The sequence below is a fragment of the Kribbella pratensis genome (genome assembly GCF_004365355.1).
Lineage (GTDB): Bacteria > Actinomycetota > Actinomycetes > Propionibacteriales > Kribbellaceae > Kribbella.
Genome location: NZ_SODP01000002.1, coordinates 1,148,294 through 1,170,379, shown reverse-complemented (window position 1 = coordinate 1,170,379; position 22,086 = coordinate 1,148,294). Strand labels below are relative to the sequence as shown.

25 protein-coding genes are annotated in these 22,086 nt (G+C 67.4%); 6 read left to right on the top strand and 19 right to left on the bottom strand.

Translation table 11 applies throughout. From position 1 onward, the window contains the following. Positions 1 to 234 carry a hypothetical protein gene (locus tag EV653_RS22290; protein ID WP_134105651.1) on the top strand — a complete coding sequence of 78 codons (234 nt, stop codon included), beginning with the start codon at positions 1 to 3 and terminating at the stop codon, positions 232 to 234. 79 nt (positions 235 to 313) lie between these two features. Here EV653_RS22290 and EV653_RS22285 read toward each other — a convergent pair whose 3' ends face one another. Beyond that, positions 314 to 838 carry a hypothetical protein gene (locus EV653_RS22285; RefSeq protein WP_238159960.1) on the bottom strand — a complete coding sequence of 175 codons (525 nt, stop codon included), beginning with the start codon at positions 836 to 838 and terminating at the stop codon, positions 314 to 316. Positions 839 to 973: 135 nt separating this feature from the next. After that, positions 974 to 1,720 (bottom strand): lysophospholipid acyltransferase family protein, encoded by a 747-nt coding sequence (locus tag EV653_RS22280; RefSeq protein ID WP_134105649.1) that lies wholly within the window; start codon positions 1,718 to 1,720, stop codon positions 974 to 976. 163 nt (positions 1,721 to 1,883) lie between these two features. On the opposite strand from EV653_RS22280, the gene thiC reads away from it, so the two are divergent. The 3 genes from thiC to EV653_RS22265 all read left to right on the top strand — a co-directional run bounded on the left by thiC (position 1,884) and on the right by EV653_RS22265 (position 4,794). Continuing rightward, positions 1,884 to 3,506: a phosphomethylpyrimidine synthase ThiC gene (thiC, locus tag EV653_RS22275; RefSeq protein WP_134105648.1), complete on the top strand. Its 1,623-nt coding sequence runs from the start codon at positions 1,884 to 1,886 to the stop codon at positions 3,504 to 3,506. A 137-nt stretch (positions 3,507 to 3,643) separates the two neighbouring features. Then, positions 3,644 to 4,243 (top strand): transposase, encoded by a 600-nt coding sequence (locus EV653_RS22270; RefSeq protein ID WP_134105647.1) that lies wholly within the window; start codon positions 3,644 to 3,646, stop codon positions 4,241 to 4,243. Continuing rightward, positions 4,240 to 4,794 (top strand): hypothetical protein, encoded by a 555-nt coding sequence (locus EV653_RS22265; RefSeq protein WP_134105646.1) that lies wholly within the window; start codon positions 4,240 to 4,242, stop codon positions 4,792 to 4,794. The genes EV653_RS22270 and EV653_RS22265 overlap by 4 nt, the downstream gene beginning before the upstream one ends. A 2-nt stretch (positions 4,795 to 4,796) precedes the next feature. On the opposite strand, the gene EV653_RS22260 is transcribed toward EV653_RS22265, so the two are convergent. Then, positions 4,797 to 5,342, bottom strand: a complete 546-nt coding sequence (locus EV653_RS22260) for an RDD family protein (protein WP_134105645.1) — start codon at positions 5,340 to 5,342, stop codon at positions 4,797 to 4,799. 6 nt (positions 5,343 to 5,348) lie between these two features. Next, the gene (locus EV653_RS22255) at positions 5,349 to 6,125 is read right to left on the bottom strand and encodes an RDD family protein (RefSeq protein WP_134105644.1); all 777 of its coding nucleotides are present in this window, start codon (positions 6,123 to 6,125) and stop codon (positions 5,349 to 5,351) included. Positions 6,126 to 6,232: 107 nt separating this feature from the next. Here EV653_RS22255 and EV653_RS22250 point away from each other — a divergent pair, with 107 nt between their 5' ends. After that, on the top strand, positions 6,233 to 6,673 hold the full coding sequence (locus EV653_RS22250; protein ID WP_134105643.1) for a DUF2752 domain-containing protein: 441 nt from the start codon (positions 6,233 to 6,235) through the stop codon (positions 6,671 to 6,673). A 67-nt stretch (positions 6,674 to 6,740) separates the two neighbouring features. On the opposite strand, the gene EV653_RS41740 is transcribed toward EV653_RS22250, so the two are convergent. The 11 genes from EV653_RS41740 to EV653_RS42605 form a co-directional block, all read right to left on the bottom strand. Then, positions 6,741 to 7,367: a hypothetical protein gene (locus tag EV653_RS41740; RefSeq protein ID WP_202871777.1), complete on the bottom strand. Its 627-nt coding sequence runs from the start codon at positions 7,365 to 7,367 to the stop codon at positions 6,741 to 6,743. 167 nt (positions 7,368 to 7,534) lie between these two features. After that, positions 7,535 to 8,311, bottom strand: a complete 777-nt coding sequence (gene pstB / locus EV653_RS22240; RefSeq protein ID WP_134105642.1) for a phosphate ABC transporter ATP-binding protein PstB — start codon at positions 8,309 to 8,311, stop codon at positions 7,535 to 7,537. 22 nt (positions 8,312 to 8,333) lie between these two features. Next, positions 8,334 to 9,254 carry a phosphate ABC transporter permease PstA gene (pstA, locus tag EV653_RS22235; RefSeq protein ID WP_134105641.1) on the bottom strand — a complete coding sequence of 307 codons (921 nt, stop codon included), beginning with the start codon at positions 9,252 to 9,254 and terminating at the stop codon, positions 8,334 to 8,336. Continuing rightward, a complete protein-coding gene (pstC, locus tag EV653_RS22230) occupies positions 9,251 to 10,240 on the bottom strand; it encodes a phosphate ABC transporter permease subunit PstC (protein ID WP_441294982.1) in 990 nt (329 codons plus the stop codon). The genes pstA and pstC overlap by 4 nt, the downstream gene beginning before the upstream one ends. Before the next feature lie 377 nt (positions 10,241 to 10,617). Further along, entirely contained in the window at positions 10,618 to 11,730 is a 1,113-nt protein-coding gene (pstS, locus tag EV653_RS22225) for a phosphate ABC transporter substrate-binding protein PstS (RefSeq protein ID WP_134105640.1), read from the bottom strand. A 219-nt stretch (positions 11,731 to 11,949) separates the two neighbouring features. Next, the gene (locus EV653_RS22220; RefSeq protein ID WP_134105639.1) at positions 11,950 to 13,233 is read right to left on the bottom strand and encodes a hypothetical protein; all 1,284 of its coding nucleotides are present in this window, start codon (positions 13,231 to 13,233) and stop codon (positions 11,950 to 11,952) included. Between the two features lie 84 nt (positions 13,234 to 13,317). Then, complete coding sequence (locus EV653_RS22215) at positions 13,318 to 13,791, bottom strand: bifunctional nuclease family protein (RefSeq protein WP_134105638.1); 474 nt, start codon at positions 13,789 to 13,791, stop codon at positions 13,318 to 13,320. Between the two features lie 137 nt (positions 13,792 to 13,928). Further along, positions 13,929 to 14,807: an NUDIX hydrolase gene (locus EV653_RS22210; RefSeq protein ID WP_134105637.1), complete on the bottom strand. Its 879-nt coding sequence runs from the start codon at positions 14,805 to 14,807 to the stop codon at positions 13,929 to 13,931. A 30-nt stretch (positions 14,808 to 14,837) separates the two neighbouring features. After that, positions 14,838 to 16,997 (bottom strand): RNA degradosome polyphosphate kinase, encoded by a 2,160-nt coding sequence (locus EV653_RS22205; protein ID WP_134105636.1) that lies wholly within the window; start codon positions 16,995 to 16,997, stop codon positions 14,838 to 14,840. A gap of 112 nt (positions 16,998 to 17,109) precedes the next feature. Continuing rightward, a complete protein-coding gene (locus EV653_RS41270) occupies positions 17,110 to 17,292 on the bottom strand; it encodes a hypothetical protein (RefSeq protein ID WP_166679453.1) in 183 nt (60 codons plus the stop codon). A gap of 203 nt (positions 17,293 to 17,495) precedes the next feature. Beyond that, the gene (locus tag EV653_RS42605) at positions 17,496 to 17,771 is read right to left on the bottom strand and encodes a hypothetical protein (protein ID WP_166679452.1); all 276 of its coding nucleotides are present in this window, start codon (positions 17,769 to 17,771) and stop codon (positions 17,496 to 17,498) included. Between the two features lie 106 nt (positions 17,772 to 17,877). Between EV653_RS42605 and EV653_RS22200 the strand changes: the two genes are divergently transcribed. Next, positions 17,878 to 18,591, top strand: a complete 714-nt coding sequence (locus EV653_RS22200; RefSeq protein ID WP_202871776.1) for an alpha/beta hydrolase — start codon at positions 17,878 to 17,880, stop codon at positions 18,589 to 18,591. 17 nt (positions 18,592 to 18,608) lie between these two features. Here EV653_RS22200 and EV653_RS42205 read toward each other — a convergent pair whose 3' ends face one another. The 4 genes from EV653_RS42205 to mshD all read right to left on the bottom strand — a co-directional run bounded on the left by EV653_RS42205 (position 18,609) and on the right by mshD (position 22,075). Next, a complete protein-coding gene (locus EV653_RS42205) occupies positions 18,609 to 19,160 on the bottom strand; it encodes a DUF6318 family protein (RefSeq protein ID WP_238159958.1) in 552 nt (183 codons plus the stop codon). A gap of 21 nt (positions 19,161 to 19,181) precedes the next feature. Then, positions 19,182 to 20,102 carry a hypothetical protein gene (locus EV653_RS22190; protein ID WP_134105634.1) on the bottom strand — a complete coding sequence of 307 codons (921 nt, stop codon included), beginning with the start codon at positions 20,100 to 20,102 and terminating at the stop codon, positions 19,182 to 19,184. Next, on the bottom strand, positions 20,099 to 20,593 hold the full coding sequence (locus tag EV653_RS22185; protein WP_238159957.1) for a DUF6318 family protein: 495 nt from the start codon (positions 20,591 to 20,593) through the stop codon (positions 20,099 to 20,101). The genes EV653_RS22190 and EV653_RS22185 overlap by 4 nt, the downstream gene beginning before the upstream one ends. Before the next feature lie 573 nt (positions 20,594 to 21,166). Further along, positions 21,167 to 22,075: a mycothiol synthase gene (mshD, locus tag EV653_RS22180; RefSeq protein WP_134105632.1), complete on the bottom strand. Its 909-nt coding sequence runs from the start codon at positions 22,073 to 22,075 to the stop codon at positions 21,167 to 21,169. Positions 22,076 to 22,086 lie beyond the last annotated feature (11 nt).

Genomic DNA, 22,086 nt, shown 5'->3' with positions numbered 1-22,086 from the left:
ATGCATATCCACTGGAGTGCACTCGGGCAGGTGGCTCTGGTCAGCCTGCTCTTCGGGGTCGGGCTGGCGATTCTGTTCGCGCTCGGTGTGAACGCGATGTCACGGCGGACGGTGGCGCTCGACGAGAAGAGGCAACCGTCGATCATCGACACCTCGGTGGCCGGCGTCTGCTTCGCCGCGTGCGTGGGAGCGGTGCTCTACGGGCTCTACCTGATCATCCCGCAGTTCCACTGATGCGCTGAGAGGTACGACGGGCGGTCTGGCGGCTGCCCGTCGTACGCCTTCTCAGCGGTTCCTTCTCAGTGGTTCCAGCTCAGCGGTTCCAGCGCCGGACCGACTTCGCCACGTCTTTGGCCCGGATCGAGCCGAGGTTGTACTCCCACGCGGCCAGCAGCCGGTCGCCCAGCACCTCCGCGTCGAGATACGTCCGCGGCCGTACTGCGACCGCCCACGTCGCAGCGGCGGCGTGGCCCTGCTGATGCAGCAGGTGGTCCACCGTGGCCTCGATACGGCCCACCTGCTCGTCCCGCAGGCCGTCACAGGCCCACTCCTGCAGGATCCTGGGGTCGTCTGCGGTCATCCGGGCCAGATAGGTCAGCGGCCCGCGCCAGAAGCCTCTGCTGCCGATGCTGTCCAGCGTCTCGAGCGGGAACCAGCCGTTCTGGTTGCGCCGGCCGTTCACCGCGGACTCGATCTCGCGGGCGCGATCCTGGTTCAGCCCGCGGGTCGCCCAGTCGACGAAGAACGCACCGGCGTCCGGGATGTGCTCGGCCACATGCGGCGCCGGAGTCATCGCGCCCGGGTCGAACAGATGCAGCTCTTCCGGTGAATCGAACAAAACCTTCCCCGCCCGTTCGTGTCTGCGAGCCATCGATGCCGGCCCGCCGCACAGGGACCCCCCAGGTTCCTGCTCTGTCAACGAAGGCCTTCGTACCCTCGTTCCGCCCCGAGGGTCAAGGTCCTGTCCGCCGTCTTAACGACGTTTGGCGGCTCGGCGGGCGAGCTCCTCCTGGTCCAGGCGCTCGGCCTCGGCCGGGGTCGGCGCACTGCCGCCGTACGCCGCGGGCAGCCACCAGGCACCGGCGGGCTGCTCGGGGTAGGCGCGGATGGTCTCGTCGAGCATCCCGGCCATCGTGGATCGCAGCTGCGCGGTCGCCTCGCCCGCGTCGTCGTCCCGCGTCACGGTGATCGGTGCGCCGATGGTGATCGAGATCGGGCGGTGCCGGGAGAAGTCCCGCGGATGGTCCTTGGTGAACATGCGCTGCGTGCCCCACAGGATCATCGGGATGACCGGCACGCCGGCTTCGGCCGCCATCCGGACCGCGCCGGACTTGAACTCCTTCAGCTCGAAGGAGCGGCTGATCGTGGCCTCCGGGAACACGCCGACCACCTCGCCCGCGGCCAGATACTCCAGCGCCTGCTGGTACGACGCCGCGCCCGCGTCCCGGTCGACCGGGATGTGGTGCATCCCGCGCATCAGCGGACCGGAGTACCGGTTGCGGAACAGCACCTCCTTGGCCATGAAGCGGACCAGGCGCTTGCTCGGCAGGGCGCCGTACCCGCCGAGGATGAAGTCGACGTAGCTGATGTGGTTGAGGGCGATCAGCGCACCGCCGGTCCGGGGCACGTTCTCCGCGCCGGTCAGGTGGAGCTTGAGGTCGAGAACCTTGAACGAGGTCTTCGCGAAGGCGATGACAGGCGGATACACGAGGTCGCGCATCCCTGAACGCTACAGGCTTCGTCTAGGGTGGTCGGTGACAACTTGAGATCGCGGGAGCTCGCACCGTAGTGGGCTGAGAGGGCGGCTGGACCAGGAATCGCACCTGGCCGGCGCCGCCGACCGCCGAACCTGTCCGGGTAATTCCGGCGTAGGGAGCACCAGCATGGTGAATGTCAGCACGATCCGTCCGGCCGTCACCACGGGTCCGATCTCGGGCTCGGAGAAGATCTATCGCGGGGAGCTCGGCGTACCGGCTCGCCGCGTGCATCTGACCGACGGCGAGCACTTCGACCTGTACGACACCTCCGGCCCGTACACCGACGCGTCGGCGCGGATCGACGTACAGGCGGGTCTGCCCGCGGTGCGGCGGGAGTGGATCGCCGGGCGCGAGCCGCGGACCCAGCTCGGGCATGCGCGGGCCGGAGTGATCACCGACGAGATGAGGTACGTCGCTGTCCGGGAGGGCGTCGATCCGGAGTTCGTCCGGGCCGAGGTGGCGCGCGGGCGGGCGGTGATACCGGCGAACCGGCGGCATCCCGAGAGCGAGCCGATGATCATCGGCAAGAAGTTCCTGGTGAAGGTCAACGCGAACATCGGCAACTCCGCCGTCACCAGCTCCGTCGAGGAAGAGGTCGAGAAGCTCGTCTGGGCGACCCGGTGGGGCGCGGACACGGTGATGGACCTGTCCACCGGGAAGAACATCCACGAGACGCGGGAGTGGATCCTGCGGAACTCACCGGTCCCGATCGGGACGGTGCCGCTGTACCAGGCGCTGGAGAAGGTGAACGGCGATCCGGCCGCGTTGTCGTGGGAGGTGTACCGCGACACGGTCATCGAGCAGTGCGAGCAGGGTGTCGACTACATGACCGTGCACGCCGGCGTGCTGCTGCGGTACGTGCCGCTGACCGCGCGCCGCATCACCGGGATCGTGTCGCGTGGCGGATCGATCATGGCGGCGTGGTGCCTCGCGCATCATCAGGAGTCGTTCCTGTACACGCATTTCGCGGAGTTGTGCTCGATCCTGCGGGAGTACGACGTGACGTTCTCGCTGGGCGACGGGTTGCGGCCGGGGTGCATCGCGGACGCGAACGACGACGCGCAGTTCGCGGAATTGCGGACGCTGGGTGAGCTCACCCGGATCGCCTGGGAGCACGACGTACAGGTGATGATCGAAGGTCCGGGCCACGTGCCGATGCACAAGATCGCCGAGAACGTGCGGCTCGAGGAGGAGCTTTGCGGCGAGGCGCCGTTCTACACATTGGGGCCGTTGGCAACTGATGTGGCGCCCGCCTACGACCACATCACGTCGGCGATCGGCGCCGCCCAGATCGGCTGGCTGGGTACGGCGATGCTCTGCTACGTCACGCCCAAGGAACATCTCGGCCTGCCGGATCGTGACGACGTGAAGACCGGCGTGATCACGTACAAGATCGCTGCCCACGCGGCGGATCTGGCCAAGGGGCATCCGGGTGCGCAGGCCTGGGACGACACGTTGTCCAAGGCAAGGTTCGAGTTCCGCTGGGAGGATCAGTTCAACCTGTCGCTGGACCCGGACACGGCTCGCTCCTTCCACGACGAGACCCTGCCGGCCGAGCCCGCGAAGACGGCTCACTTCTGCTCGATGTGCGGGCCGAAGTTCTGCTCGATGCGCATCACCGCCGACATCCGCGCGTATGCCGAGGAGCACGGCCTGACGTCGACGGAGGCGATCGAGGCCGGCTTCGCCGAGATGTCGGAGACCTTCAAGGCCGCCGACCAGAAGCTGTACCTGCCGCTGGCTGACTGAGAGCCTGTGTCCGGCCCGGTTCACCGTCCTCCCGGGCCGGACACGGGGAGTAGTCGGGTGAAGCGATTCAGGTTTTGTCCTTCACTCTACGTGAATAAGACTGTAGCCTTAAGCCGTTCAGAAGGAGGTGCAGGGCGATGGTCTTCGTTCTCACGGTAGATCAGCGAGGCAGCCGAAGCACGACCGATCTCGTACCCGAGCTGCTGAACTCCCTGAACCGCCGCCCGCGCCGGTCCGGACTGCTGCGGCGGTTCGAGCGGACCGCCGGCGACGAGGTGCAGGGCGTGCTGTCCGAGGCCCGGCCCACCATCGACGTGATCGTCGAGCTGCTGCGCGCGGACTCGTGGTACGTCGGCCTCGGTGTCGGCGAGGTGGCCGAGCCGCTGCCCCGCAGTACCAGAGCCGGGAGCGGGGAGGCGTTCGTGTTCGCCCGGGAGGCCGTGACGCGGGCCAAGTCGAGCCCACACCATGTGAACGTGGTCGGCGCGAACCCGCGGGTCGCGGAGCAGGTGGAGACGGTGCTGTGGCTGATGGCGTCCGTACTGCGACGCCGGAGCGAGCGTGGCTGGGCAGTGGCGGACCTGTTGGCTGAAGGACTCACCAGGCGGGAGATCGGCGTGAAACTCGGCATCAGCCAGTCAGCGGTGACACAACGCGCGCAGGCGGCGGGATTCGCCGAGGAGCAGCGTGGACGGGTGCTGGCCGCGGACCTGCTCGGTGCTGGAGTCGCTGCGTGACGGCTCTGGTCCTGTCGTTGACGGCTGCCGGCCTGATCCTCGCTGTGCTCGCGTGGGTGCCCAGATCCGGTTCGAACCTCGAGATCGCGATCAGTGGCGTGATGCTCGCATGCCTGGCCGCTGTGGGTGTTCTGCTGCTCTCAGGCCACGGAGTGGCCGGCTGGGCCGAGCGCTGGTGGAATGTGCTGCTCCTGCTCGCAGGTGGGTTAGCCGTCACAGGGGGCGGACCACTGACGACCTCTGTGCTCGCCCTGGTCGACCGGAACAACACCAGGGCTCAGTCGACCCAGAAAGCCGGCGAGGTACTGCGTGGTGGCGCGCTGATCGGCGCTCTCGAGCGGACTGCGATCTACGCATCGCTGGTAGCCGGTTGGCCGGAAGGTATCGCAGTAGTACTGGCGATCAAGGGCCTCGCCCGTTACCCAGAGCTCCGCAGTCCGGACCAGCCTGCGTCGGTGACTCCCCAGGCTGTCGCCGAACGGTTCATCATCGGCACCTTCACCAGCGTGCTGTGGGCAGTGACCTGCGCTGGTCTCCTACGTTCACACTGACGTCAGACGCGGACGACGACGTCGTCGGCGACCTTGTCGTGCCAGGTCTGCTGCTTGGCGTCCCACAGCGGCCAGAGCAGGTTGAGGATGCAGAGCTGGTTGAAGATCTGGGCGCAGACCTCGCGACCGAGGTTCTTGCCCATGCCGATCAGCTGACCGGTGTGCGCGTCTACAACCCGCAGTCCGGTCACTTTCTTGCCGAACGACTGACCGGTGCGGCCCTGCTGGATGATGCGGTTCCACACCCAGATGCCGAAGGCCACCAGGAATCCACCGATCATCGCGATCCCGCCGGCCAGGCCCAGCTCCTCCTGGTCGCCGTCGATGATCAGTGCGGCCAGCACTCCGGCGATCGACGGAATGACCATGATCAGCGTGTCGACCAGTGAGGCGCCGACCCGGATCGGCCAGTCCGCCAGCCGGCCGGGCGGTGCGTACCCGTACCCGCCGCCCGGAAAGCCTTGCCCGTAAGGGTTGTAGTCCTGAGGCGGATACTGACCAGGCGGCGGATACTGACCGTCGTACGGCCCTGAGGGAGGGGTGCTCACGTCAGGTCAGAGCTTGATGACGTAGGTGTTGTTGATCTTGTCGGCGAACGTCTGCCGCTTCTCGTCCCACAGCGGCCACAGGTAGCCGATATAGCAGGCGGCGCCGTCGAGGATGTGGGTCAGCTGCCGCAGGAACGTCTTGCCGGCGCCGATCGGCTGGCCGGTGTCGGCGCCGACAAGCTTCAGGCCGAGCGCCTGCTTGCCGACGGTCTGACCGCTGCTGCCCTGCCGGATCAGGATGTTCCAGATCGCCAGACCGACGCCGCCCAGGTAGAAGATCAGGCCGATGATCGCGAGTACGGAGTTGTTGCTGTTACCGGCGATTGCGGAGCCGATACCGCACGGCACGCCGATGATCAGCGCGTCGACGAACCAGGCGCCGACCCGGTTCGGCCAGGCCGCCAGGTTGCCCGGGATACCGCCGAAGCCCGGCTGGCCGTACGGCCCGAAGCCCGGCTGCTGTCCGTACGCCTGACCGTACTGACCAGGCTGGCCGTACTGACCAGGCTCGCCGTACTGACCAGGCTCGCCGTACTGACCCGGCTGCTGCCCGTACTGCGCGGGCTGCTGGGGATAACCAGGCTGCCCGTACTGACCCGGCTGCTGGCCGTAACCCGGCTGCTGACCGTAACCCGGCTGGCCGCCGTACCCGGGCTGCTGCCCGTACTGGCCCGGCTGCGGCCCCGGCTGACCGGGCTGACCGTACTGGCCGGGCTGGCCGTACTGACCCGGTTGCTGGGGGTCCTGCGGGCCGTAACCCGGCGGTGGCGTCGGAGTGCTCACGCACGATCCCTTCTACTGAAGACACATTGAGGAGTGAGTTGCAGGCTACGGGTCCGACGGCTCAGACCCGTCGACGGATCCCACCGGTCGAGAGTTACCGTTGTGGGGTGAGCGTCTCGCAGAGCGTCGTACTCCGGCCTGCCGGTCCGGTCCAGCCGCTGGACCGCCGGGTGTGGGGCCTGTCCGCGGTGGGTGTCGGCGGGTTCGCGCTGGCCGGGCTGTACCAGCTGTCCGGCGACCGGATCGGCGTTCCGTGCATCCTGCACGCCACCACCGGTCTGAACTGCCCGCTCTGCGGGTCGACCCGGATGGCAGCCGCCTTGCTGCGCGGCGATCTGGACGCCGCCTGGCACTTCAACCCCGTGATCCTGGTGCTGGGCCCGCTCGTCGGTGTTGCCGTCGGCTACCAAGTGCTTGCCTGGGGCCTCGAGTCGCTGCGGCTGGTGCGCCTGCCCAGGCTGTCGATGAGCCCGCGGGTCGCGGACTGGCTGATCAAGGGTGTCATCGCCCTGCTCGTCGTGTACGGCGTCGCTCGCAACCTGAACTGACCAGCCACGACCCTGCCGACCCTGCTGACTCTGCCGCGGGGCCATGCGGGCCCCGCGACAGGACAGGTCAGTTGGACGCGAGACCGATGATGTAGAACAGCAGCCCGAGTCCGGTCAGGGCGGCGCCGCCGATCCACGCGACCTTCGCCAGCGTGTCCGAACGGCCTTGCTCACGGAACTTGCTCTGGGCAATCAGGCCCAGCACGATCGAGGCCGGCGTACAGATCACCAGGCAGACGATGCCGATGATCGCCAGCGTCTGCGGGGTGTTGTTCTGCGGTGCGGCGCCGCCGTACCCGTATCCGCCCTGCCCGTACGCGCCGTACTGGCCGGGCTGCTGACCGTAGGCACCCGGCTGCTGCTGGCCGTAACCGCCCCGCTGCTGGCCATAGCCCTGCTGCCCGTACTGACCGGGCTGCTGGCCGTACCCCGGCTGCTGCTGTCCGTATTGACCAGGCTGCTGGCCGTACTGACCCGGCTGGCCCGGGTACTGCGGCTGGCCGTACTGCCCAGGCTGCTGGCCGTACTGGCCGGGCTGGGGCTGACCGTACGGCCCCGGCTGCTCGGGCTGGGTCTGGCCGTACGGATTCGGCTGACCGTACTGGCTCGGCTGTTCACCCGGAGTCTCGGGAGTGTCCTGCGGCCGGTTCTGGTCGTTCTGGTCGTCGCCGGGAGGTGGCGTCGGAGTGCTCACCGCGGTTCCCTTCTGAGAACGTCGAGGAATCCCCGAAGGCTATCTTTTCCACAGGTTCGCGGTCACGTCCCCACACCGGACCGCCCGTTCGCTCCGCGGCTGGAACGCCGACGGCCGCCGCGACGAACCTCGTCCCGGCGGCCGGCAGCAAACCGTCGTACGGCGGATCAGCCGAAGCGGCCGGTGATGTAGTCCTCGGTGGCCTTCTCCGCCGGGTTGGAGAAGATCTGCTTGGTCGGGGCCATCTCGATCAGCCGGCCCGGCTTACCCGTCGCGGCCAGGTTGAAGAACGCGGTCTGGTCCGAGACCCGGGCCGCCTGCTGCATGTTGTGCGTGACGATGACGACCGTGAACTGGTCCTTCAGCTTCTCGATCAGGTCCTCGATCGCCAGCGTCGAGATCGGGTCCAGGGCCGAGCACGGCTCGTCCATCAGGATCACCTCGGGCTCGACTGCGATCGCGCGGGCGATGCACAGCCGCTGCTGCTGACCACCGGACAGACCCGCGCCCGGCTTGTCGAGGCGATCCTTGACCTCGTTCCACAGGTTCGCGCCGTGCAGGGACCGCTCGACCACCTCGGTCAGCTTCTTGCGGTCCTTGACGCCGTTCAGCTTCAGGCCGGATGCGACGTTGTCGAAGATCGACATGGTCGGGAACGGGTTCGGCCGCTGGAACACCATGCCTACGACCCGCCGGACCGCCACCGGGTCGACGCCGGACGCGTACAGGTCCTGCTGGTCCAGCATCACCTTGCCCTCGACCCGGGCGCCGGGGATCACCTCGTGCATCCTGTTCAGGGTCCGCAGGAACGTGGACTTGCCGCAGCCGGACGGGCCGATGAACGCGGTGACCGAGCGGGGCTCGACCGTCATCGACACGTCTTCCACGGCCTTGAAATCGCCGTAGTAGACGTTGAGGCCGCTGACCTCGATGCGCTTAGCCATATCGACTCAGAACCTCTCGTGACTATTTCGACTTGATCGCGCTGAACCGGGCGACGAGCCGGGCCAGCACGTTGAGGACAAGGACCAGCAGGATCAGCGTCAGCGCGGCCGCCCAGACCCGGTCCGCGGCCGGCTGCAGCGCCAGCTCGGTCCGGTCCTGGTTGATCATCGTCGGCAACGCACCCATGAATCCGTTGAACGGGTTCAGGTTGATGTTCTTCGAGTAGCCGACCAGGATCAGCAGCGGCGCGGTCTCGCCCATCACGCGGGCCAGACCAAGCATCACGCCGGTGACGATGCCGCCGAACGCCGTCGGCACGACCACCTTCATGATCGTCTTCCACTTCGGCACCCCGAGCGCGTACGACGCTTCCCGCAGCTCGTCCGGGACCAGCTTGAGCATCTCCTCGGTGGACCGCAGGACGACCGGGAGCATCAGCAGCACCAGGGACAGCGACACCGCGAAACCGACCCGGTTGAAGCCGAAGATCGTGATCCAGACCGCGTAGATGAACAGCGCGGCGACGATCGACGGGACACCGGTGAGAATGTCGATCATGAAGCTGACGACCCGGGCGGCCCTGGTGCCTTTGCCGTACTCGACCAGGTAGACCGCGCCGAGGACGGCGATCGGCACCGCGATCAGTGCCGTGATCAGCGACATGATCAGCGTGCCCATGATGGCGTGGTACGCGCCGCCGCCTTCGCGCCGGACGGTGATGCCGCGCTGCGACTGGCTCCACCAGTCCGCGCTCAGCAGCAGGTGGTAGCCCTTGCTGATCACAGTCCCGAGGATCCACAGCAGCGGGATCATCGCGATCACGAAGGCAAGCACGATCAGTACGGTCGCCAGCGTGTTCTTGAACGCGCGGGCCCCGGACTTCCCGGTCAGATCCAGCGCCTGACCGTCGTACGCCGGCTTGTTCTCTGCGATCGCGGTCATGAGGATGCTCCTTGGGCGACACCGGCACCGCGCTTGCGGCGGGGACGGCGGCCGCCGGGGCCGCTGCGGTCGACGATGATCCGGGCCGCGGAGTTGACCAGGAACGTGACGACGAACAGGACCAGGCCGGCCGCGATGTAGGCGCCGGTCTTCTCCGGCGAGTCGAACTCGGCCGCGTTGTTGGCGATCTTCGACGCGAACGTCTCGCCGCCGGCGAAGATCGACGAGTTCCACGGGTCGTTGCCGTTGGGCACCGACAGGATGATCAGTACGGCGACGGTCTCGCCGAGCGCGCGGCCGAGGCCGAGCATCGACGCGCTCACCACGCCGGAACGCCCGTACGGCAGGACCGACATCCGGATCATCTCCCACTTGGTCGCGCCGAGTGCCAGCGCGCCCTCACGGTGCGCGATCGGCGTCTGCGCGAAGATCTCCCGGCTGATCGCGGTGACCACCGGCAGGATCATGATCGCCAGTACGACGGAGGCCGTGAAGACCACGCCGACGTTGTCGCCCGGCGGCTTCTCGAACAGCGGGATCCAGCCGAGCGCGTCGGACAGACCGTTGATCACCGGCAGCAGGATCGGGGCGAAGAACAGGATGCCCCACAGGCCGTAGATGATCGACGGCACCGCGGCCAGCAGGTCGACCGCGTACGCCACCGGCTGGGCCAGCCGCTTCGGTGCGTAGTACGTGATGAAGAGCGCGACGCCGATCGCGACCGGGACCGCGATCAGCATCGCGATGATCGAGCTGACCACGGTGGTGTAGAACATCGCGGCGATACCGAACCGGGGCTGGTCGCCGCCGGGCTCCCAGATCCGGGAGAACAGGAAGCTGCTCTTGTCGTCGGCCAGCGCCGGGATCGCCAGCGCCAGCAGGAAGATGCCGACGAACGCGACGATCAGCACCACCAGGCCGCCGGAACCGCGGGCGAACGCGCTGAACAAGCGGTCACCGAGGTGACCAACGGGGCCGAGCTCCATTTTCTTGCCGGGCTCGGTCGCGACGGCGGTGCCGGTGGCCGCGACGGCGGGATCCGCGGCCGCGGGCTCGGGGCCGGACTCGGTCATCACTTCGGCCGAGAGCTCCGCCTCGTGCTCGGCGTGCTCCTCGGCCAGGTCCTCGAACCGCGGGGTCGGTCCCGCGTCCTCGTGGACCAGGTCCTCGATCTTGGGTTCTTCCTGTCCGGCGGCCGTGCCGTCCGGCCGGTCGGGCGGTGCCGTGCCGTCTGGACTACTCATCGATGGTGCTCCAAGCGCCTGAGTCGTGAATCTGTCACGTCTGGTCTGACGAGGCGAGCCCCGGCCGTCATCCGATGCACGATCGGACCGCCGGGGCTCGCATCAGTACTGCTTCGAGGTCAGCTGATCGCCTGGATGGCGGCGTCGACCTTCGTCTGGATCTCGGCCGGGAGCGGCGCGTAGTTCAGGTCGGTCAGCGAGGCCTGGCCGTCCTTGCTGACGAAGTAGCTCAGGAAGCTCTTCACCAGCGCGGTCTTCTCGGCCGGGAGGCCCTTGGTGCAGGCGATCTCGTAGGTGGCCAGGATGATCGGGTACGCACCCGGGGCCTTGGTCGCGTAGTCCAGCTTCAGGGCCAGGTCGGACCCGGTGCCGGCCGGCTTCGCGGCGGCCAGGGCCTTACCGGCGGACTCGGCGGACAGCTCGACCGGGGTGCCCGAGCCGGTGTCGATCTGGGCGGTGGTCAGCTTGTTGTCGACGGCGTACGACCACTCGACGTACGTGATCGAGTTCTTGGTGCTCTTGACGCCCTCGGCGACACCGGCGGACTTCTCCTTGCCGGCGCCCGTGCCGGTCCACTTCTTGGCCGGCTCGCCGGTCCACGCGCCACCGCCCGCGGCCTTCAGGTACTTGGTGAAGTTCTCGGTGGTGCCGGACTCGTCGGAGCGGAAGAAGACCGAGATCGGCGCCGACGGGAAGGTCACACCCGGGTTCAGCTTGGCGATGGCCGGGTCGTTCCAGGTCTTGATGGTGCCCTGGAAGATCTTCGCGGCGGTCGGGCCGTCGAGAACGAACTTGTCCACGCCGTCGACGTTGATCGCGATCGCGATCGGGCCGATCACCATCGGCAGGTCGATGGCCGGGTTGCCGCCGCAGCGCTTCGTGGCCGCGGTCATCTCGTCGGGCTTCAGCGCCGAGTCGGAGCCGGCGAAGTCGACCTGGTTCGCGTTGAACTGCTTGATACCCGCACCGGAACCGGTCGGGTTGTAGTTCACCGTGACGTCGGCGCACTTCTCGTTGTACTTGCTGATGACCTCGTCGATGGCGTTCTTCTGCGCCGAGGAGCCCTCAGCGTTCAGGGTGCCCTGCGGGCAGTCTGCACCGGCGGACGACGTCGAGGAACCGGGGCTCGAGGAGCCGGACGGCGTGGGGTCACTGCCACAGGCGCTCAGAGCGAGGACGCCGAGGGATGCCACGGCGACGGAGCCGACGCGGAGCAGGCGATTGACGGACACGAGAGTGTTGCCCTTCTGCGGGAATCAGACTTCTTGAACTTCCACAGACGGTAGGGAGACCAGATGACCGACCGGTCCGTCACTGGTGAACGAGCGGTGAACGGTTCCGGTAGCCTGTGCGACGGCTGGCATGCCGACAGGCGGCCATTAGGTGAACTGAGTTAAGAGCCGTCACGCTCTGTCGATGTAAACGGCTGTTTGCTCACGTTCCGGTAACGCTCAGCGCACTGTCAGCGTGAACGATCGACTGCCCGTCGTTTGGATCGGCAGCCCGTGATACGTCATCCCTGGGACGGCAACACGGTAGTACGTCGTCGTGCCGCGCCCGGCAGCCCGGACGTACATCGTTGCCTTACCTTTAGCAACCGGCACGGTCAGCACGCTGCGCCAGTACTTGCCGTCCCAGCGCTGCAGCGCACCCTTCACGGTCCCGCCCGGCTTCACGTCCACGGTCAGCTTCACCATCTGCCCGACCTGCGCGGTCCTGACGTTGAACCCGGCAACGGCGAAGTCCGCCAGCGTCGGGATGTACTTCGTGCCCGAGAACGCCATCGCCGTGACGATCGAATAGCCCTTCCAGGCCGGGGCGTAGAAGCGATATTCGCGACCGCCGACCGCGATCGGTCGGGCCTCGAACCCGTACAGGTCGAGCGAGGTGTAGCGGCCGGCGTACTCCCAGGGCTTGGCAGCGCTTGCCCTGGTTTGCATCGTGACCGGAATCCCGGCGCCACCGAACAGCCGGCCCTTGCCGCAGTTGCCCGGGTCGTCGCAGAGCAGCGCGCCGGCGATACCGGAGATCGTCATCGGCTTGCCGAAGACGCCGTACGCCGGTCCGGCCTTGAGACCGAACTTCACGTCCGTGTAGTCGACCTGCTCGGGTGACATCCCGCCCCACTCGTTCGTCGCAATGACTCGAGCCGTCAGCGGGCGCGGGCGCGGCGGCACGACCACGGTCGTGGTGCCGAGCGGGTGTGAGAACTGCTCCGTCGTGTCGGCGGGCCTGGACCAGACCCTCACGATCTCCTCGCCGACCTTGCCGACCGGCAGGTCCAGCGGGTCGCCTGGGGTGTTGTCCTTCGGAGCCGGCGGGTTGGTCCAGGTGAGCCGTAGCGACCCGTCCGCCTGCGGAACCGCGGCGGTCACTGTCGGGGCCGTGGGGATGTTCGTGTCGAACCAGGGTGAGTACGCGGCTGCGCTGTCGCCGGTCGCGTCGGTCGTCACCACGGCGATCCGCGCAGTCTTCCCCGACTGCACTGCCCAGTGATGGTTGAAGTCGTTGTTCGAGGTAGCGAGCCAGTCCGTCGGAGCTGTTCCGTCCTGGTACTCGATGCGCAGCCTGTTGGAGGCTCCGGCATCCGTCCAGTGCACCCCCATCAGGCTGGTCGCCGCATCCGACCAACCGACCTGCACATCGGTCGGCGGCGGTGGTGCGGCGTGGGCCGTGGTGGTCTGGAGTGCGCCGAGCAGTACGGCGGCGGTCGCGGTGGCGACGATTCTGCGCATGTCGGAGTCCCCCAGGTGAACGGCGCCTGGAGGTCACCCCTGCCACCAGCGCGCTGTCGGAGCGTAGCGCATCGGGGCGCACGGTCAGCTGGAGAAGTCCTCCGGGGCGACGCTGTCCAGGAACTGACGGAAGCGCTCGAGTTCGGCCTGTTCTTCCTCGGGGGTGGCGATACCGGCCTCGCGGAGCACCTGTTCGGTACAGCGGATCGGCGTACCGAGGCGGACGGCGAGTGCGACCGAATCGCTCGGTCTGGCGGAGACGCGGGCGCCGTTGGCGAGCACGAGTTCGGCGTAGAAGACGGCGTCGCGCAGCTCGACGATCTCGACTGCCTCGATATGTACGCCGAACGCCTCGATCAGGTCGCGCATCAGATCGTGGGTCAGCGGTCGCGACGGGCGCAGGCCCTGCTCCTCGTACGCGATCGCGGTTGCTTCGACCGAGCCGATCGAGATCGGCAGGTAGCGGTAGCCCTCGGTCTCGCGCAGCATCATCACCGGGGCCCGGTTGGGCGATTCCATCCGGATCCCGATCAGTGTCAGTTCTCGCATCATCGTCATGGTGCGCCCCGAACCTCTCCTCAGACCGGCACCCGGTGGGACGCCGGTTCCTCGGGTAGGAACATACCCGTCACCTCCAGTGTCACCCGGCCGCCCCGTCGGCTGTGCCTGGATCGTCACCGAGCCGTGTCGCGGGGCTACGGCGCACCGAAGCGTTCATGCACCAGGCGGCCGTCAGCGAGCCGATGTGCGACCAGGAACGATCCCGTGGAGAACTTGCCCACCTTGAGGCCGAGCGCCCGGCACAGCGCCGGCAGCACCGGCCGGTGCGAGCAGACGACCGTCACCTTGCCCTCCCGCCAGACCCGCTCCGCCAGGCCCCGCAGTCCGTCCGGATCAGCGTCGTACCCACGCTCCGAGATCTCCGGCCAGAGGTGGATGTGCCGGTCGATAGAGGCGGCGTACGGCGTCAATGTGGCGACACAGCGCTCCGCGTCGCTGCTGATGATCCGGTCAGCGCCCAGAGCGGCCAGTACGTCGGCCAGCCGCTCCGCAACAGCCTCACCGTTGCTGGTCAGCGGGCGGACCGTGTCCTTGCTGTCCCAGTCCTTCCGCTTCACCGCCTCCGCGTGCCGCACGACCACCACCGTGGCCACCACGGGAACTGCATGCTCCAGTGCGTCGAGGATGTCCACGTCACGCGGGTAGCTGAGCTTGTTGCGGGCCTTGTCGACCGGGAGCCAGCTGATCTCGTCGACTTCGTCGTTCGGCTCGAAATCGCCCTCGTTCACAGGTATAGCGGCCCAGTAATGGACCAGCTTCTCGGCGGTCCCGCCGTTCTTGCGGACGGCGTACCGCTGCACGCCGAGGGGCGGACCGAGCACGACCTGGACCAGGGTCTCTTCCTCGATCTCGCGGCGCGCTGCGACCAGCACGTGCTCATGGGCGGTCAGCTTGCCCTTCGGCAGGGACCAGTCGTCGTACCTGGGACGGTGCACCAACAGCACCTCACGGGTGCCGCGGCGCTCTCGCCAGACGACACCACCCGCGGCGATAACGGTCGCCGGGTTGCTCATGCCTTCACCTTAGGAAACGTGCTCCGCCAGCTAGCTGATGGGGTCGATCGCACGGCGGCGCCCGCGTGTCGCGATCAGGCGCTCCTGCAGGTCACGCAGCGGCTGCCCGTCCGGTCCGATCAGCCGCGGCTCCCAGCTGTCGTCCGGCTGCAACCACCAGGAGCCCGTGGTGTCGTCCATCGCCAGGTCGAACATCTCGCCCAGCTCGATGACGTGGTCCGGCTCCTTGAGCTGCACCAGCACCTCGACCCGGCGGTCCAGGTTGCGGTGCATCAGGTCGGCCGAGCCGATCCACACCTCCGGCTCACCGCCGTTCTCGAACAGGAACACGCGGCTGTGCTCGAGGAAGCGGCCCAGGATGCTGCGGACGCGGATGTTCTCCGACAGACCAGGTATGCCGGGACGCAGCGTGCAGATGCCGCGGATCCACAGGTCGACCGGTACGCCGGCCTGTGACGCCCGGTAGAGCGCGTCGCACAGGGCCTCGTCGACCAGGCTGTTCACCTTGATGCGGATCCGTGCCGGGCGGCCGGCCAGGTGATGCTGCACCTCGCGGTCGATCCGCTCGACAAGCCCCCGCCGTACCGACTGGGGAGCGACCAGGATCCGCCGGTACCCGGCGCTGCGGCCGAAGCCGGACAGGTGGTTGAACAGCAGTGCGACGTCCTCGGTGACCACCTTGTCACTGGTGAGCAGGCCGAGGTCCTCGTACAGCCGGGCGGTCTTCGGGTGGTAGTTGCCGGTCCCGATGTGCGCGTAGCGGCGCAGGCCGTCGGGCTCGTCGCGGACGACCATCGAGAGCTTGCAGTGCGTCTTGAGACCGATCACGCCGTACACGACGTGGCAGCCGGCGTGCTCCAGCTGACGGGCCCACTTGATATTCGCCTGCTCGTCGAAGCGCGCCTGGATCTCCACCAGCACCAGGACCTGCTTGCCGGCCTCGGCCGCGTCGATCAGTGCGTCGACGATCGGCGAGTCACCACTGGTCCGGTACAGGGTCTGCTTGATCGCCAGCACGTGCGGATCGGCAGCCGCCTGCTCGATGAAGCGCTGAACGCTTGTGGAGAACGAGTCGTACGGGTGGTGGACCAGCACGTCGCGCTGCTTGAGGGCGTGGAACATGTCGGCCGGGTTGGAGGTCTCCACCTCGGCCAGGTGTGGATGCGTCGACGGCACGAACCCGGGGTACTTCAGCTCGGCCCGGTCCAGGCTGGCGATCGTGAACAGACCACGCAGGTCCAGCGGGCCGGGAAGCTCGAACACCTCGGACTCGGTGACGCCCAGCTCGGACAGCAGCAGCGCACGCACCTGCGGGTCGATCGACTCCTCGACCTCCAGCCGGACGGGCGGACCGAACCGGCGACGCAGCAGCTCCTTCTCGAGCGCGGCCAGCAGGTTCTCCGCGTCGTCCTCTTCGACCTCGAGGTCCTCGTTGCGGGTCACCCGGAAGGTGTGGTGCTGGGTGACCTCCATGCCCGGGAACAACTGGCCCAGATGGGTCGCGATCACGTCTTCGAGCGGGACGAAGCGGCCCTCGTCGACCTTCACGAACCGGGGCAGCAGCGGCGGCACCTTGACCCGGGCGAAGTGCTCGCCGCCGGTGTCGGGGTTGCGGACCACGACCGCCAGGTTCAGGCTCAGGCCGGAGATGTACGGGAACGGGTGCGACGGGTCGACCGCCAGCGGCGTCAGCACCGGGAACACGCGCTCCCGGAAGAAGCGGGTCATCTCTTCGCGTTCGCTGTGCTGCAGCTCGTCCCAGCGGAGGATCTCGATGCCCTGGTCGACCAGCGCCGGCTGGACCGACTTGCGCCAGGTCTCGGCCTGGCGGTCCATCAGCTCGCGGCTCCGGGCCAGGCTGCGGTCGAGAACCTCGCGGGGGAGCAGGCCGCTGGCCGCCCGCACCGCGACGCCGGCCGCGATACGGCGTTTCAGGCCGGCGATCCGGACCATGTAGAACTCGTCCAGGTTGCTGGCGAAGATCGCGAGGAACTTGGCCCGCTCGAGCAGCGGGATCCGGTCGTTCTCGGCGAGCTCCAGGACACGCTGGTTGAACGCGAGCCAGCTCAGCTCCCGATCGGAGAACCGGTCAACTGGAAGATCGCCGGCCGCACTGATGTCGTACGGCGGCTCGACGTCGTACTCCCGGTTGTGGGATGCCAGCAAGTCTCCAGCCACGCCGTCCAGCATCGCACCCTTTGGTGAACGAGGGGTAGCCGTCCGCGTTTTGCCAGATGTGACGTTTTCGTTGCCTGTGGACCGCTTCTTGGGCCTGCGGTTGCTAGCGTCACTCCTTGTGAACTCACGACTGGATTCGGTACTGCGAGACACGGTGAACGCCGTACAGGCCAATGCGCTGACCCCGCTCTACGCCCTCCCCGCGGCCGTCCGGCGCCGCCTCGCGGGCGCACCGATCCAGATCGACGGCAACGTCCTCGACCCCGACCTCCAGCTCCTCCTCCGCCTCGACAACCTGTTGCCTCACACAACAAAAACCGACGCGGCCACGGCCCGCGCCCACTTCCGCAACCTCTGCAAACTGATCCCCGGCAACCCCGCCGAACTACAGCGAGTAACCGACCTAACCGTCCGCGGCGCCGCCGGCCAACTAGGAGCCCGCCTCTACATCCCAAAACCGGGCACCCCGACCAGCTCTGGCGCACGCTCCAGCTCCACCTCGGGTTCTGGCTACAGCTCCACCTCCGTCTCGGTCTCGGAGCCCGCCACCGACCGCAGCTCCGGCTCCGGCTCGGGGCCTGGCTCAGGCTCCGGTTCCGGCTCGGGACCCGCCACCAGCACCAGCTCCGGCTCCGCCTGGGGTTCTGGATCCGGCTCCGACTCGGATTCTGGCTCTAGCTCCGCCTCGGCCTTCGCCACCGGCCCCATGGCCGGCTCCACGACCGGCCCGAGCTCCGCCTCGGGGTCCAGGTCGGGCTCCGCCACCGGCCCCGTGACCGGCCCCACCACCGGTTCTGGCTCGGGTTTCGGTTCCGGCTCGGGTCCTGGCTCCGGCTCCGGCTCAAGTTCACGTCTCGGCTCGGGCTCGGGCTCTGGTTTCGGTTCCGGCGGGGTGGGGCAGGGGTTGTTGGTGTTCTTCCATGGCGGCGGTTGGGTCGTCGGCGACCTCAACACCCACGACGGCCTGTGCCGCGCGATCGCCGCCGACGCAGGGATCCGCGTCCTGTCCGTCGACTACCGCCTCGCCCCCGAAGCCCCCGCACCGACGGCCGCCGAGGACGCGATCGCCGCCTTCACCTGGGCAGTCGAGCACGCCGAGGACCTCGGCGTCGATCCGGACCTGGTCGCGGTCGGCGGCGACAGCGCCGGCGGCAACCTGGCCGCCGTAGTAGCCCAGCAGACCGTACGCCGAGGCCTCCCGCACCCCGCCCTCCAGGTCCTGCTCTACCCCTCAGTCGACCTGGTAGCCCGCCGCCCCAGCCGAGACCTGTTCTCCGAAGGCTTCATCCTCAGCGAGAACGACATCATCTGGTACCGCGACCACTACACCCCCGACCCCACCATCCGCCCCGACCCGATCGTCTCCCCGATCCGCTCAGACGACCTGACCGGCCTCCCACCCACCTACCTCACCACAGCCGGCTTCGACCCCCTCCGAGACGAAGGCCTCGAATACGCCGCAGCCCTCCAAGCCGCCGGCAACCAAATCACCCACGTCCCCCACCCCACCCTCTGCCACGGCTACGCCAACCTCCTAACCGTCCCCGGCAAAATCCGACAAGCCCACACCCACCTAACCAACCACCTCCGAAACGCGCTCTATTAGAGCGTTCTAGTGCTACGTCAGCGCTCTTCCAGCTCGATCTCGAACATCACCCAATTGCCTTTGCTCGGAGACAGGACGACCTGCTCCGTGTATCTCGCCGCCTTGCTCACAACCGGTGCGGCGGCGGGTGAATCCTTCGTCGTGTATCGCCCAACGGTGACGGCTGCCGAGCCGCGCAGACGACCATTGCTTCTACGGACCAACTCGCTGACATCAGACACGCGCTCGCGGTAGTCCCCACTGAGGCCCCCATTCGAGGCATTGGTCCTCACGGCAATATCGGCGTACTGCTTGCATCCCACACAGCCGGCATCGCTCGCCGCAAGCAGAGGCCCGCTGTCGCCCGTCTGAGAGGCGTAGTTCATCAAATCAACGTAGTGACGAACGAACTGGTCAGCGGCCGCCAGACTGAGCCCGTACGCCGCAACCGGCCGCTCGGGAGCCGCAGGCGTCGCGGAGGCTAAGTCCCTTGACGGACTCACCTCGCCCCGCGCGCCGCCACCACACCCACCCAGAAGGACGACGACACTCGCAAACACCGCTGCCCAACCGACGAGCCGAACTGACATGTGTACGACGCCGGGCACGGCTCAGCGGCCTGGGTCGACAAGGACGGGAACGGCCTCACGCACCAGAATCGGCGTCGCCGGGCCGGTGATCGGGACGGTGCCGTCGATGTAATGCCAACCGGTGTCGGCGACGTTGAAGCGGGCCGCGTAGTTGGTCGTCAGCGTCAGGCTGACATCGGCGCGCTTCATGTATTTGTGGGTGATCTCCTTCGACGGGTAGGCCTTTCCCGGCGTACTCGTCGTCAACGCAGGGCTGCCGTCGCCGAAGCTCCACGTATAACTGATGGGGGTCGCTTCGATGACTACGGGAAAGCCAAGCAGTGTCACGGTTGTCGTCGAGACCTTGCTCTCGTCGGTGTAGACAATGGTGTCCAGATTGACGAGAGTCCGCCCGTTGGGCTGCACCTTCACCGACAGTCCAGGGAAGATTACGTTCTTCGTCTCCGAACGGATCAGCTCCCAAGTGACATCCTCTGGCCGCGGACGCACCACCTCCGGAGGCATCGTGCGTGCCGTAACTCGCCGATCGTCACCGCCAGGCTGGCATCGGGTCGGACCGGGCACCGTTCCATCTGGCTGCATGCGACCGCAGAGTCCGACGTTGATTTTGAGGTCGGTTAGGTCCGTGGAATCTCTGCCGGGGTCTTCCTTCGCACCAGATGAATCAGTTGACCCTTCGGGAGACCGCGTAGAAACCGTCCGGGGGGTCTTCGATGTCGCTGTTGGATAGATTGACTTGTGGACGTCAAGGCGGTCGGTGGCTGTTGCCGATGCACCTTCTTTATCGTCACTTACATTCACCGTGGGTGAACTTGGCCTCGTAGTCACGCCCTCCTGCGGAGAGAGCGGCGTGTTGCTACCGGCCCAGACGCTGCCTGACGCGGCTATCAATGCGATCGGCAATGCGGTGGACGTGACGATCACGGCACGGATCTTCTTCATTGCTTCACAAGCTTCATCTCATACATTACCCAACTACCGGCTTTCGGCGACAATGCGAACTCGCGCTTGTACTTGGCTGCCGGTATGTTGCGCGGGGCCGCAGATTTCGATTTCTGGCTCACGTACGCGCCGACTGTCACCAAGGCTGATCCGCCAACACGCCCGCTGTCGCCGCGATACAATTCTGGTACGTCGGTGATTTGCTCGCGGTAGTCGCCCTTTATGAGACCATTTGCAACATTCGCCTGTGCCACAAAGCTCGCGTATGACTTGCAGTTTTCGCAGCCGGCCTCGCTAGCCCCGAGTAGTGGGCCGGTGTCGCCCGTTTCGGCGGCGTAGTTCAACAGAGTGTTGTAGTACCGAACGAACTGCTCGGCTGCTGCGAGAGTGAGCCCGTTGGCGTTCGCCGGCCGTGTAGGTGGCCCGCTGGGCGTCGTTGACGGAGGAGGGGTCGCTGTGGACTCGGTCGGGGAGCCGGTCTGGGTGTTCACCGAGGGCGATGGCGGAGCCGTGTTGGGACGCCCGGCCTCGGGGCTACCGGCACCACATGCTGTCAGGAGTGTGGCGGTGCCCAGGCAGGCCAGGAACGTGCGGGTTGGCCTGTTGCGGTGTGTCACGAGTGTCTGCCCTCCGTAGTCGAAATGATCGTAACGGGGGTTGGGCTCGGGGTTCGATGTCAAAAGGTGCAGTTGTGGATAACTGGGGGCCAGGAGCCGCCCGGCTGGGGGGTTAGAGGCTCGGACGGCTCCTGGTTGGTGGTGGGACGGGTGGGTGCCGGGGGTATGACGCGAAGTGAGGGGGTGACTTCGGTGTGAGGTCGTTCACAGGAGGGTCAGGCGGGGTGAGCCGCTCGAGTACAGGTCGGGCGAGGCGAGCGGCTCGAGTACGGGTCAGGCGGGGCTAGCCCCACGAGTAGATCTGGGAGGGGCGAGGCGCTCGAGTAGGTCTCCGGACGGGCGAGGCGCTCGAGTGCGCGTCAGGCGGGGCCAGGTGCCCGACTGCCGGCCAGGTGGGGTGAGAGCGGCTCGGGTGCGGGTGGGCGGGGGGAGCGGATCAAGCGTGGGTTAGGCGGGGGCGTATTGGACGTCTAGGGCGGCGGTGGTGAAGTTGAGGGAGGTGTAGAGGGATCGGGCTGGGGTGTTGGTGCCGTCTACGTAGAGGACTATTGAGTCGAGGTGCCGGTCCTCCTGTAGGTGGTGGAGGCCTTGGAGGGTTAGGGCTTTGCCTAGGCCGGAGCCTTGGTGTGTGGGGGAGACGCCTACTACGTAGACCTCGCCGATGCCGTCCTCGACCTTTGTCCAGTGGAAGCCGGCCAGGGCGCCCGTGGTGGAGTCGACGGCCAGGAAGAAGCCGTTGGGGTCGAACCACGGCTGCTGGATGCGGTCGGTCAGGTCGTCGGCGGTCCAGCTGCCCTGTTCCGGGTGGTCGGCGAAGGCTGCCGCATTGACGGATAGCCAGGCGGCGTCGTCCTGTCCGGAGACAAATGTGCGTACTGCGATTCCGTCCGGCCAGACCGGGTCCGGCAGCGGAGCCCTGGTGCGGCGGAGGAAGTAGAGCTCGCGGGTGACCTTGAGACCGAGACGCTGGGCCAGCTCGTCCGAGCCAGGTAGACGTCCGTGGGCCCAGACACGAGTGCGGGAACCGCCGTGGTCGAGCAGCATGCGCAGAAGCGCCGTACCGAAGCCTTGTCGCCGGAAGTGCGGGTGGACGACCAGTTCGGCCGAGCCGTCGGGCGCAAGAGCGGCGTACCCGACGAGGTTGCGGGCACTCTGCAGGCCGGTGACCTCGATGGTGCCGGGATCGCCTTCGTACGCGAGGACGTGGAGGTCGTTCGGATGCTCGCCGTCGAGGTGCAGGAGGGTGCGTTCGGACAGGGGGTTCACGCCGTCGCTGTGTGCAGCCGCGCGGGCGAGTTCGGTGACGGCGGCGGCGGTGGCCGAGGGCAACGGTGAGGGAACGGCTTCGAGGGTCACCAGAACACAGT